We start from the raw sequence: 11,477 nt of genomic DNA on the forward strand, positions 1-11,477 counted from the left end.
CGAGGCCGGGTGGCTGGCCGGGACGATCACCTGCGGCCAGGCCTGGGGCGGTGACCTGGAGGCCGTCAGCCTCCACAACGCCCTGCTCGCTGCCCGTCACGTGCTCGGCGCCCAGGTCGCCGTCGTCATCCAGGGACCGGGCAACCTGGGCACGGACACGCCCTGGGGGTTCTCCGGAGTGGCATGCGGGGAGGCCGTCAACGCCGTCGCCGTCCTGGGAGGGCGCGCCCTGGCCTGCCTGCGGGTCTCCCAGGCCGACGCCCGCCACCGCCACCGCGGGATCTCCCACCACAGCCTCACCGCCTACGGCAAGGTGGCGCTGGCGGGTGCCGACGTCGTCGTGCCCCGGCTCGGTGGTGAGCTCGGAGCCCAGGTCTGGCACCAGGCCGAGGCCCTGTGCGCCCCGCGACCGGTCGGCCGCCAGCACCGTCTGGTCCCGGTGGACACCGCCGGGCTCCTTCAGGCTCTGCACCAGGCGCAGCAGGCCACCGGCGTGCGGCTCGCCACCATGGGACGTGGCCTGGAGGAGGACACCGCGGCCTTCGTCACGGCGGCGGCCGCAGGGCGGTACGCGGCGGACCTGGTCAGCCAGGTGCACTAACCTGAGGCCATGACCCACGATGTGAAGACCTTCGAGTCGCTGTTCGCCGAGCTGTCTGAGAAGGCCGCCACCCGTCCCGAGGGCTCGGGCACTGTGGCCGAGCTGGACAAGGGCGTGCACTTCATCGGCAAAAAGCTCGTTGAGGAGGCCGCCGAGTCCTGGATGGCCTGCGAGCACGAGTCTGACGAGGCCGCCTGCGAGGAGCTGAGCCAGCTGCTCTACCACGCCCAGGTCATGATGATCGCCAAGGGCTACACCCTGGCCGACGTCTACAAGTACCTGTGAGCCGAGCGCTCACCCTTCCCCCTCCCCACCGCCCCGACCCGGAGAAGACCACCGTGCTGCGTATCGCCGTGCCCAACAAGGGCTCCCTGTCCGAGCCCGCCACCACCATGCTCAAGGAGGCGGGTTACCGCACCCGCCGCACCGGCCGTGAGCTCGTCCTCATTGACGAGGCCAACGAGGTGGAGCTGTTCTTCCTGCGCCCGCGTGACATCGCCGTCTACGTCGGCCAGGGCACGGTCCATGCCGGCATCACCGGACGCGACCTCCTGCTGGACTCGGGTGTGCAAGCCGTGGAGCACCTCGCGCTGGGCTTCGCCCGCTCGACCTTCCGCTTCGCCGCGCCCGCCGGCACCATGAGCTCGCTGGCGGACGTGGCCGGCAAGCGCGTGGCGACCTCCTATGACGTCCTCGTGCGCGAGTACCTGCGTGCCCAGGGCGTGGAGGCCACCACCGTCCACCTTGACGGCGCGGTGGAGTCCTCCGTCCAGCTCGGGGTCGCTGACCTCATCGCCGACGTCGTCGAGACCGGCACCACGCTGCGTGCGGCCGGCCTGGAGGTCTTCGGCGAGCCGATCCTGGCCAGCGAGGCCGTGCTCATCACCACCGAGGCCTATCGCGACGAGCCAGGCCTGGCCACGCTCGTGCGCCGTCTGGAGGGCGTGATGCGGGCACGGTCCTACGTGCTCATCGACTACGACGTGCGCATGAACGACCTCCACCTGGCCACGGCCATCACGCCCGGTCTGGAGTCCCCCACGGTCTCCCCGCTGCAGAACCCTGACTGGGTCGCCGTGCGCTCGATGGTGCCGCGCGCGGATATGAACCGCGTCATGGACGAGCTCTACGAGGTCGGCGCGCGCGCCATCCTCGTCTCCTCGCTGCTGGCCTGCCGCCTGTAGCGCACCGACCCGCTGCCTCCTAGACCAGCGGGTCGCACACCGCCTCGACCGTCGGTGCGGCGCCGGTGAGCAGGCCGTGGTCATCCAGGAAGGCGATCATGGCCTCAACCTCCTCGGTGGAGAGGGAGCCGACGGCGGCCGTGGACCCCGCGGGCTCGATGAGCTCAGCGGTCGCCACCGCCACCGCCCGGGCGTTGGCGGCCTGGGTGGCGTCCACGAGGTCAGTGACGTAGGCCTTGGTGGCCTCGACGGCGGCGTCAGGGTCCGCGGCGAAAGCCTCCATCCCGGCGGCGCTGGCCGCCACCACAGCCGCCAGCTCCTCGCGACGTTGCTCCAGCACGGCGTTGGTGGTCACCAGGCTCGCGCCCACCAGCGGCACCTGCTCGGCCACAGCCAGGGTCCGCACCGGCGTGCCTGCTAGCGTGATCTGGACCGCGTCGTTGTTGGAGAAGCCCACGATGGCATCGACCTTGCCGCCCACCAGAGCCGCCTGCTGGGTGTAGCCGATCTCCTGGACCTGCAGGTCGGACTCGCTCAGTCCTGCGCTCTCCATCGCTACCTGGAAAGCGAACCAGTTCTCCCCGAAGCGCCCGGGCAGGCCGATGGTGCGCCCGGCCAGGTCTGCCAGGCTGCGGATCTCGGAGTCCTCAGGCACGATGACGCAGCCGGGGTAGGCCTGGTAGTAGCCGCCGACCACCACGAGGTCTGATCCTCCCGAGGCGGCCACGACGGCCTCATCGGCCCCGGCCACGACGAGCTGCTCGGTGCCTGCGGCCAGCGCGTCGAACAAGCCCTCCTGGGCACCGTGGTGGCGAAGCGTGACGCCCGCGGCATACTGCTCACCGGCCTGGGCCATGTAGAAGGGCGCGAACTGGACGTTGGGTGTGTAGCTCATCCCGATCGTCAGCCCTGCGGACCCGGCGGGCGCGGATGCACCGGCGCTGCTTGAGGACTGGGAGCGGGCCGCGGTGCCCGAGGAACAGGCGGCCAGCACGCTCGTGGCGGTGGCGGCAGTGGCCAGGTGGATAAGACGACGGCGGCTCATAGCAGTCATGACAGGTTCCTTCGGTCAGAGGGTGGGTCGGTGGATCGATGAAGTGGGAGGGCAGTCAGGTCGCGCGTCGTCCGCGCATGGCGTCCACGACCCGGCTGCGGCGCTCGGCCTCGTGCAGGCACCAGTGGATCGCCATGGCCATGGCGCACAGCAGGACGATCGTGGAGAACAGGCCAGCGGTGTCCACGGCGTCGCGCTGGTGGGCGAGCACCATGCCCAGGCCCTGGCCGCCCATGGTCATCTCACCGACCACCGCACCAGTGACGGACAAGGTGAAGCCGGTGCGCAGCCCGGACAAGATGGCCGGCAGCGCCATCGGCAGCTCCATGCGCATGATCATGCTCATCCCGTGGGCGCCGTCGAGCCTGGCCGCGTCCAGGACGTCGGTGTCCAGGCCCCGCAGGCCCAGCAGGACAGTGACCGTGATGGGAAAGAACACCATGAGCGTGCACAGGAGCACCACTGGCACCGTTCCGTAGCCGATCCACAGCACCAGCAGCGGGGCGATGGCGATGGCCGGGACGGCCTGGGAGGCGGCGACGTAGGGCAGCACCGTCCGGGAGAAGCGGGGCCAGTGGAACAGGCCCCAGGCCAGGGGCAGGGACAGGCAGGTGGCCGTCAGGCACCCCAGCAGGGCCTCGCGCATGGTCACCCAGGCATAGCCGGCCAGGCCTCCTTGGGTCAGCGCCAGCCACAGACGTCTGGCCACGCCGGAGGGCGAAGGCAGGAAGACCGCAGGCACCGCCTGGCTCGCGCTGACGGCCCACCACAGGCCTACGAGCACCAGGCCCAGGGTCAGAGCCGGCAACGGCGCGCGCAGGCGTGCGCTGACTCGGCCTGCGGCTGAAGGTGACATCAATGCTCCCGGTGGCCCCGCCCGAGGAGCCTCCCCGGGCCGCTCCGGGGGTGATGGGCCAGCGCCGCGCAGGCGCGCCCGACGCACGGTGAGCAGCGCCATACGCCCTCAACGAGGGTGTGCCAGCGCCAGGCACCATGCGCCTCGTGCTTCCTCCCATCCGGACTTTCACCGTCGGTGCTGGAATTCCACCAGCTCAGCTGCACGCGCGCCCCGGCGGGACGAACGTGCAGGTCGCGGACTGTCACCGCCGGCTCGGACTTTCACCGACCCCGGAGCACGTAACTGTGGCAGACACTAGCCGCGATGGCTGGCCAGGGCAACTGCCCGGTCGAACTCCTCAGCCACCTCAGGGGCCGGCTGCCGGGTCAGCGAGACCCCGATCGCCACGGCAAGGTTGGCCACGAACCCGGGCAGGATCTCGTAAAGCTCGAAGACGCCTCCGGACAGGTTGCCCCACACCATGACGACGACGGCCCCGGTGACCATGCCGGCAAAGGCACCCACCGTCGTCAGACGCTTCCAGTACAGCGACAGCAGGACCGTGGGGCCGAAGGAGGCCCCGAAGCCGGCCCAGGCAAAGGCCACGAGGGCGAGGATGGTGTCATTGCGTTCCCAGGCGAGCAGCGCGGCCACGGTGGCGATAGCCGCCACGCTCATGCGCGAGTAGAGCACGAGCTTGCCGCTGGAGACCGGCTTGCGCGTCACCACGCCGTAGAGGTCCTCGATGAGTGCGGAGGAGGTTACGAGCAGCTGGGAGGCAACCGTGGACATGATGGCTGCCAGGATCGCTGAGAGCAGGAAGCCGGCGATCAGCGGGTGGAACAGGAGCTGGCCCAGCGCCAGGAAGACGGCCTCGGGATCTGCCAGCGCGCCGGGGTCGCGACGGTAGTGGGCGACTCCGACCACGGCGGTAGCGCAGGCGCCTGCGACCGCGAAGAGCATCCAGCCGATGCCGATCCGCCGCCCGGCCCTCGCCTCTGACACGTTCCGAATCGCCATGAAGCGCACGATGATGTGCGGCTGGCCGAAGTAGCCCAGGCCCCAGGCCAGGGAGGAGACGACGCCGACGAGCGTGACCGAGGAACCGATCATGGCCCAGTAGCTGGGATCAACCTCGTGGACAGCCTGGATCACCTGGGCCGGTCCACCCAGGCTCACCACCCCCACCACAGGCACCATGACCAGCGCCGCCACCATCATGACGCCCTGGACGAAGTCGGTGTAGGACACGGCCAGGAAGCCACCGACCAGGGTGTAGACCACCGTGATCGCGGCGACGAGCACCATGCCCAGGCGGTAGTCCATGCCGAAGGAGTTCTCAAAGAACACCCCGCCGGCCACCATGCCGGAGGAGACGTAGAAGGTGAAGTAGACCAGGATGATGATTCCGCTGGCCCAGCGCAGCAGGTGGCGGTCGTCGTGCAGGCGGTTGTCGAGGAAGCTCGGGATGGTGATGGAGTTCCTGGCCACCTCGGTGTAGGTGCGCAGACGCGGGGCCACGTATCTCCAGTTCAGCCAGGCCCCCACTGTCAGTCCGATGGCGATCCAGGACTCCACCAGGCCGGAGGCGTACAGCGCGCCTGGCAGTCCCATGAGGAGCCATCCCGACATGTCTGAGGCCCCGGCGCTCAATGCCGCGACCCAGGGTCCCAGGCCGCGGCCGGCGAGCATGTAGTCGTCCAGGTCGTGATTGCGCCCGTAGGCCCAGCCACCGATGGCCACCATGCCCACGAAGTAGATGATCATGGCGATGGCCTGATAGGTAGCCTCAGTCATAGTGACGTCCTTGTCTGCCGTCAGGAACAGGGTGTGCAGGATGCTACAGGACGATAGTCCCAGGCAAGGGTGCACGGCGAGGACGTCACCGAACTGTGACCGCGGTGACTTTTCCTGGAAACAGACTCAGGTCTCCTTCTCCGACCCGCTCGCCAGGGCCAGTACCACGGCCGCAGCCCAGCCGCCGTCGTGCGTGAGGGAGACGAGCCAGCGTGCCGATGCCGTTCCCCCGGGTCCCAGCGTCGCGCTGACCGCCTGAGCGACCCGGCCCGCCAGCCGCAGGCCCGGACGGTGCCAGTGGTCGCTGACGACCTCGATCTCACGCCAGTCCAGCTCCTGGGGGGACAGGGCCGGCACGACGCCGGTCCCGGCGAGCGTGTTGACGGCCTGTGACCAGGCCTTGACGAAGGCCTCCTTGGCCGCCCACCGCGCCGCCAGGTGCTCGGCCTCCTGAGACCCAGACTCCTGGCTGCGGCGACGTGCCTCGCGGCACTCACGCGGGGTGAAGGCTCGCTCAGCCAGCACCGTGCCCGGCTGGGCGAGCTGGGCAGCCAGCGCAGGGACGTCAACGAGGTCCATCCCCACCCCCAGGACCTGGCCGCCAGGAGGGACAGGCAGGCTCGGCAGCCCCGCCGTGTCAGGTCCGTCCGCCCTCATCCCTCGACCTGGCAGCGTTTGTCTGCCGCCGCGTTGGCCGCACGCTCACAGACCTGGTCGAAGGGGCACCCGGTGCCAGCGGCCGCGTAGGCGGCCAGCAGCCCCTCGACCAGGGGAGCCGGGCTGACCACCGTGCGCTCGGTCAGCTCGGAGTCGATGAGCTCAACAGCCATCTGAGCGCTCATGATCCCGCTGCCCACGTCCGCCAGGAGGAGGACGCCCTCGGAGTCGTCGGCGGCCTCGATCCCCGCCATGACGGCGGTGGGATCCGTGCCCAGGCCCCCGTCCGGCGTTCCCGCGGCCACCTGGACGTTCACGTCCAGGCTCGGCATGAGCCCGGCCACCAGGGCCACGGCCGCCTCGGCCAGCTGGCGCGAGTGGGAGACAACAACGATCCCGCTCATGCCTGCTCCTCCTGCGAGGTCGCTGTCTCAGCCTGTGCCAGCGCCTGGAGGACCAGGGCGGTCGAGGCCGCGCCCGGGTCGATATGACCGACCGAGCGCTGACCGAGGTAGGAGGCCCGCCCCTTCGTCGCCCGCATCGCCGCCGTGGCCCCACGTCCCTCCTGCGCCGCCCGCGCCGCTGCCGCGGTGCCTGCCGCCAGGTCAGACTGGCCCCGCATGGCCTCCAGCGCCGGCAGCCAGGCGTCCAGCATGGTCTTCTCCCCCGCCTGGGAGCGCCCGCGCGCCTGGACACCGGCCACGCCAGCCTCCATCGCCCGCAGCAGCACCGGCAGGTCGATCTCAGGGCTGTCGCCGCACTCGCCAGCCATGCGCAGGAAGAAGGTGCCGTACAGCGGCCCGGAGGCACCACCGATGGTCGAGATGAGAGTCATCGCCACCTTCTTCAGCACCGCTCCCGGCGTCGCCAGGGCCGGGTCCTGCACGGCCTGGGCCGCCGCCTGGAAGCCGCGGCGCATATTGGCACCGTGGTCGGCGTCGCCGATGGCGGCGTCAAGCTCGGTCAGCTCCCGCTCATGGGCGGTGACCAACTCAGCAGCCAGGCTGATCCACTGGCGTACCCCCTGTGCGTCAAGAACCGTGCTCATTTGCCCGCCTCCGTCCACGTCAGCGCCGCCGTCCTCACCGGTGCGTCCCACAGGCGCAGGACCTCCTCATCGGCTCGTACCAGCGTCAGCGCGCAGCCCGCCATGTCCAGGCTCGTGACGTAGGAGCCCACCAGGCTGCGTTCAACCACCACGCCAGCCTGGTCCAGCAGCGCCTTGACCTCGCCGTACATGAGGTAGAGCTCTAGCAGCGGGGTGGCCCCCATCCCGTCCAGCACGGCGATGACGCCGTGTCCGTCAGGAGAGTCCGGCAGCTCGGCCAGGACCGGAGCGACCAGCTCGGCCGCCACCTGCTTGGCCGTCATCATCGGCGCGCGGCGGCGGCCAGGCTCGCCGTGGATACCGATGCCGATCTCGATCTCGTCCTCGGGCAGGTCGAAGGAGGGCCTGCCGTTGGCCGGCACGGTGCAGGAGGAAAGCGCCACCCCCATCGAGCGGCCGTGGTCGGCCACCCGTTGGGCCACGGCCTGGACCTGGCCGAGGCTGGCACCAGCCTCGGCGGCGGCGCCGGCGACCTTCTCCACCACGAGCGTGGTCCCCACGCCCCGCCGCCCGGTGGTGTACAGGGAGTCCTCGACCGCGACGTCGTCGGCCACGACGACAGTGGCTACCTCGGGGCCGTCCTCCATCGCCACCAGCTCAGCAGCCATCTCGAAGTTCATCACGTCGCCGGTGTAGTTCTTGACCACGTGGAGCACGCCCGCCCCGCGGTCAGCCGCCTTGGTGGCCGCCACGACCTGGTCGGGCACGGGCGAGGTGAAGACCTCCCCGGCGCAGGCGGCGTCAAGCATGCCCGGCCCGACGAAGCCGCAGTGCAACGGCTCGTGCCCGCTGCCTCCGCCCGAGATGACGGCCACGCGGCCCTCCTTCTTGGGGCTGGCTCGGTAGACCACACGATGGTCCAGGTCCACCGTCACCAGGTCCGGGTGCGCGGCTGCCAGTCCCGCCAAGGCGTCGGCGACGACGCTCTCAGCATCATTGATGAGCTTCTTCATGGTGCTCAGCCTAGAGCCGGTTGCGCCCCACGTGGTAGACGCCGTCGGCGCCCAGGCGCGCCTGCGGGTCCAGCAGCATGGCGGCCTCGACCTCATGCGGGTCGCGGCCGGCCTCAGCCTGACCCAGACGGCGTGCACGGAGCTCCTCGAACAGGGGCGCGCGGCCGATCATGCCGGCCATGCGCCTCCTGGCACCGGCCGCCAGGCGGGCGTTGGCGCGCTCTAGCCACGCCTGCACCCCAGCCTCACCCTCACGGCTGCGCAAGGCTGCCTCAAAGGCTCCAGGATGGACCAGGGCGATGAGCCCGGACACGTGACCGAAGCCCAGCGAGGTCACCAGTCCGGCGCGAACCACGCCACCGCGGCCTGAAATCCGGATCGGCCTGCGCGGCCACACCCAGAAGGCGTCGGGCTCCATGACCGGGTCCACCACGTCGAGGCTGGCGTTGCCCGGGGCGATGCCGGTGGCCAGGATCTCGGCAAGTCCCGCCACCTGGAACAGGGCCGCCCCGCCCTTGGCGTGACCGGTGACCGACTTCTGGGACACGGCCACCAGCGGGTTGCCAGGGGTGCGTTCCAGCGCCCGAGCCAGCCGTGTGTGCAGCTCGGACTCGTTGGGGTCATTGGCCTTGGTAGAGGTGTCGTGCTTGGAGACCACGGCGATGTCGTCGGCCTGGACCCCAAGGTCGGCCAGCGCCCGGGCCAGGCGCGAGTTCTGTCCGCCTCGTCCGGCTCCCAGGGCACCCAGGCCGGGGGCCGGGATGGAGGTGTGGGCGCCGTCGGCGTAGGAGGAGACGAAGCCGAGCACCCCCGCCACCGGAAGGCCTAGCCGGGCCGCCACGGTGGCCCGGGCCAGGATGACTGTGCCGCCGCCCTCGGCCTCGACGAAGCCTCCACGACGCCGGTCATTGGCCCGGGAGAAGTGACGGGCGGCGATGCCCTGGGCGTACATGGCCGCTGCCTCGGCAGTGGCGTTCATGTTGCCGAAGCCCACTACGGACTCCACCGAGATGTCATCGATGGCACCGGCCACGACGACCTCGGCCTTGCCCAGCGCGATCTTGTCCCAGGCCTCCTCGATGGACACCGCGGCGGTCGCGCAGGCCGAGACCGGCTGGACCATGGAGCCGTAGCCGCCGACGTAGGACTGCATGACGTGGGCCGCCACGACGTTGGGCAGGGCCTCCTGGAGGATGTCAGAGGGGCGGTCCTCGTCCAGCAGCCGCCCGACGAACATCTTGCGCATGGACTCCATGCCGCCAAAGCCCGTGCCCTGCGTCGAGGCGACGTCGCTGGGGTGGACGGCCTGCAGCAGCTCGGCCGGGCTGAAACCAGCGGACAGGAAGGCGTCCACGGCCGTGACCAGGTTCCACGCGGCGATGGGGTCCATGGCCTCGACCATGGTCGCGGGGATCCCCCAGCGCGCGGGGTCGAAGCCCTCGGGCATCTGGCCGCCCACCGTGCGCGAGAGCGTGGCACGGCGCGGGACACGGGCCAGGCAGCCTGCCAGGCAGGTCACCGTCCACTCCCCTGTCCCCTCCTGGGGCGCCACCCGCGTGTGAGCCGGGTCCGCGGCGGCCACCGAGCGTGCCGTGGCCTCGTCCGCCACCGTGAGGGTGATGTCGCGGTCGAGGTAGACGGTGGCGTCGATCTCCGCATCGGGGGCGATGACGCCGTCGTCGACGAACTCGCGGATGCCGCAGCGGGCCACGACCTCGTCACGGTAACGGGCGTAGACCTCCTCCTCGGGCACGAGCTCTCCGTCCATGTCGTACCAGCCGGGCTTGGGCGACTCCTGGTAGGTCAGCAGACCCATCCCCCAGGCCAGCTCCAGCACCCCGGCAGCCGTCAGCTCGACGTCGTCCTCACCCCTCATCCCGAGCTCGGCCTCGCGACGCGTGCGCCCTGACCCCCAGGTGGACACCTCCCCGGTGGAGACAATGACGACCATGTCCTCCAGGCTCGTTCTCACCTCACCCCACTGCGGTGCGGTGGGCTGGCTGGGCACCGCCGGCGTGGGAAGGGCCGGCACCGTCGCGGTCACCGTGGCCGCTGGCGAGGTCTGGCCTGCCAGCGCGCCAGCCTGCTCACGCAGCGCCACGAGGTCGACGCCGTCTCCCAGGCCTCCGGTCAGGTCCGCCTCGACGGGCGCCCGCCGGGCCTGCTCACGCACCTCGGGCGCGCACAGGCCCACCAGCTCGTGGGCGATCTCGCGCGTGGACCAGGTGCGCACGCCTGCCGCCTCCACGGCCGCGACGAGGGGGTCGTTGCCTCCCATGAGGCCGGTGCCACGCACCCAGCCGATCCGGGGGTGGGCGAGGGTCACGCGCTGCGACCACGCGCTCTCCGCCCGCCAGCGGTTGACCACGGCGTCCAGGGCGGACTTGACCTCGCCGTAGGCGCCGTCCCCACCGAAGGTGCCGCGGTTGGGCGAGCCGGGCAGGACGACGTGGAGGCGGGAGTCAACGTGGGTGTGCGTGCCGATGGCAGACAGCGTGGCGATCTGGCGCTCCAGGCTCCACAGCAGCACGCGGGTCTGGGACTCCGCCGCCGGCCCGGCGTCGGCCAGCGTGCCGCTCACGCGCGGGGCGGCGAAGGGGAAGAGAAGGGTGGGAACCAGTGCCTCCTTGGCCACCGTCGAGGTGCCGCCGGAGGTGACGACCTGGTCGTGGCCGATCCAGTGGGCCAGGGCGTCCACGTCCCGGTAGGAGGCGAGGTTCGCTGGGACCATCCACAGCCGGGTGCCGGCCACAGCGTGGGTGCGGTAGAGCTCGCGGGCGAAGGCCAGGCGCTCGTGGCTCAGACGTGAGGAGGTCGCGATGACGCACGCCCCGCCTGCCAGGAGCTCGGCCACCACCGAGGCCGCAATCGAGCCGGGTGCCACGCCCGTGACCACGGCGACCTCACGGGCGTAGCCAGGTGCGCTTCCGACCTCGGGGGCGCTGGCCGCAGCCTGCGCGATCGAGGCCAGGAGCTCGGCGCGCTCGTTCTGGCCGGCGGCCCTGGCCTGGTCCCGCCACCATGCGGCCTGCTGCGCCACCGGCGTCCCCAGACCCGCAAAGCGCTCGGGCGCCAGGGCGTGGCGAGCCTGGTCCAGGTCGCTCTCACCACTGCCCAGGCGTGCCAGGTCCTCACGGGCGCTGGCCCACCAGTCGTCAATGAGAACCGCGCGGCGCGCATCGAAGGCCGGCATCACCGAAGCCATCCATCCCGAGCCAAGCTCGGCGTCCACCGCTGCCACGAGGGCGCCGGTGGCGGCGGCCTCGTCGGCCGCGGCGTCGTCGG

At 71.0% G+C, this 11,477-nt stretch carries 11 protein-coding genes and 1 riboswitch; of the genes, 3 read left to right on the top strand and 8 right to left on the bottom strand.

The genetic code is table 11. The features are described from left to right. The 3 genes from HMPREF0058_RS10345 to hisG all read left to right on the top strand — a co-directional run. On the top strand, positions 1–601 hold a 601-nt coding region (locus tag HMPREF0058_RS10345), incomplete at its 5' end, for a DUF3866 family protein (RefSeq protein ID WP_006549743.1). A gap of 21 nt (positions 602–622) precedes the next feature. Continuing rightward, positions 623–886 carry a phosphoribosyl-ATP diphosphatase gene (locus HMPREF0058_RS10350; RefSeq protein WP_034235527.1) on the top strand — a complete coding sequence of 88 codons (264 nt, stop codon included), beginning with the start codon at positions 623–625 and terminating at the stop codon, positions 884–886. A 53-nt stretch (positions 887–939) separates the two neighbouring features. Then, positions 940–1,785 carry an ATP phosphoribosyltransferase gene (hisG, locus tag HMPREF0058_RS10355; protein WP_024035650.1) on the top strand — a complete coding sequence of 282 codons (846 nt, stop codon included), beginning with the start codon at positions 940–942 and terminating at the stop codon, positions 1,783–1,785. 19 nt (positions 1,786–1,804) lie between these two features. Here the strand turns inward: hisG and HMPREF0058_RS10360 are convergent, their stop codons facing one another. The 8 genes from HMPREF0058_RS10360 to HMPREF0058_RS10395 all read right to left on the bottom strand — a co-directional run. Beyond that, positions 1,805–2,839 carry an ABC transporter substrate-binding protein gene (locus HMPREF0058_RS10360; protein WP_006549746.1) on the bottom strand — a complete coding sequence of 345 codons (1,035 nt, stop codon included), beginning with the start codon at positions 2,837–2,839 and terminating at the stop codon, positions 1,805–1,807. Positions 2,840–2,894: 55 nt separating this feature from the next. Then, complete coding sequence (locus HMPREF0058_RS10365; protein ID WP_006549747.1) at positions 2,895–3,695, bottom strand: ABC transporter permease; 801 nt, start codon at positions 3,693–3,695, stop codon at positions 2,895–2,897. Between the two features lie 143 nt (positions 3,696–3,838). Then, a riboswitch (FMN riboswitch) is annotated at positions 3,839–3,979 on the bottom strand. Positions 3,980–3,992: 13 nt separating this feature from the next. Next, on the bottom strand, positions 3,993–5,474 hold the full coding sequence (gene putP, locus HMPREF0058_RS10370; protein WP_034235388.1) for a sodium/proline symporter PutP: 1,482 nt from the start codon (positions 5,472–5,474) through the stop codon (positions 3,993–3,995). Positions 5,475–5,600: 126 nt separating this feature from the next. Then, the gene (acpS, locus tag HMPREF0058_RS10375; RefSeq protein WP_006549749.1) at positions 5,601–6,131 is read right to left on the bottom strand and encodes a holo-ACP synthase AcpS; all 531 of its coding nucleotides are present in this window, start codon (positions 6,129–6,131) and stop codon (positions 5,601–5,603) included. Continuing rightward, positions 6,128–6,535 (bottom strand): dihydroxyacetone kinase phosphoryl donor subunit DhaM, encoded by a 408-nt coding sequence (gene dhaM / locus HMPREF0058_RS10380; RefSeq protein ID WP_006549750.1) that lies wholly within the window; start codon positions 6,533–6,535, stop codon positions 6,128–6,130. The genes acpS and dhaM overlap by 4 nt, the downstream gene beginning before the upstream one ends. Then, the gene (dhaL, locus tag HMPREF0058_RS10385) at positions 6,532–7,179 is read right to left on the bottom strand and encodes a dihydroxyacetone kinase subunit DhaL (RefSeq protein ID WP_050765701.1); all 648 of its coding nucleotides are present in this window, start codon (positions 7,177–7,179) and stop codon (positions 6,532–6,534) included. The genes dhaM and dhaL overlap by 4 nt, the downstream gene beginning before the upstream one ends. After that, on the bottom strand, positions 7,176–8,192 hold the full coding sequence (dhaK, locus tag HMPREF0058_RS10390) for a dihydroxyacetone kinase subunit DhaK (protein WP_006549752.1): 1,017 nt from the start codon (positions 8,190–8,192) through the stop codon (positions 7,176–7,178). Before dhaK ends, dhaL begins: the two co-directional genes overlap by 4 nt. Positions 8,193–8,202: 10 nt before the next feature. Further along, positions 8,203–11,477 (bottom strand): beta-ketoacyl synthase N-terminal-like domain-containing protein (locus HMPREF0058_RS10395; RefSeq protein ID WP_006549753.1); only part of this gene is annotated, 3,275 nt, incomplete at its 5' end.

The organism is Actinomyces urogenitalis DSM 15434 (genome assembly GCF_000159035.1).
Classification (GTDB): Bacteria; Actinomycetota; Actinomycetes; order Actinomycetales; family Actinomycetaceae; genus Actinomyces; species Actinomyces urogenitalis.

Excerpts from the sequence above, each read along its gene's own strand:
- acpS (WP_006549749.1), bottom strand. The coding sequence starts at position 6,131 with ATGAGGGCGGACGGACCTGACACGGCGGGGCTGCCGAGCCTGCCTGTC.
- dhaL (WP_050765701.1), bottom strand. The coding sequence starts at position 7,179 with ATGAGCACGGTTCTTGACGCACAGGGGGTACGCCAGTGGATCAGCCTG.
- dhaK (WP_006549752.1), bottom strand. The coding sequence starts at position 8,192 with ATGAAGAAGCTCATCAATGATGCTGAGAGCGTCGTCGCCGACGCCTTG.
- dhaM (WP_006549750.1), bottom strand. The coding sequence starts at position 6,535 with ATGAGCGGGATCGTTGTTGTCTCCCACTCGCGCCAGCTGGCCGAGGCG.
- HMPREF0058_RS10360 (WP_006549746.1), bottom strand. The coding sequence starts at position 2,839 with ATGACTGCTATGAGCCGCCGTCGTCTTATCCACCTGGCCACTGCCGCC.
- putP (WP_034235388.1), bottom strand. The coding sequence starts at position 5,474 with ATGACTGAGGCTACCTATCAGGCCATCGCCATGATCATCTACTTCGTG.
- HMPREF0058_RS10365 (WP_006549747.1), bottom strand. The coding sequence starts at position 3,695 with ATGTCACCTTCAGCCGCAGGCCGAGTCAGCGCACGCCTGCGCGCGCCG.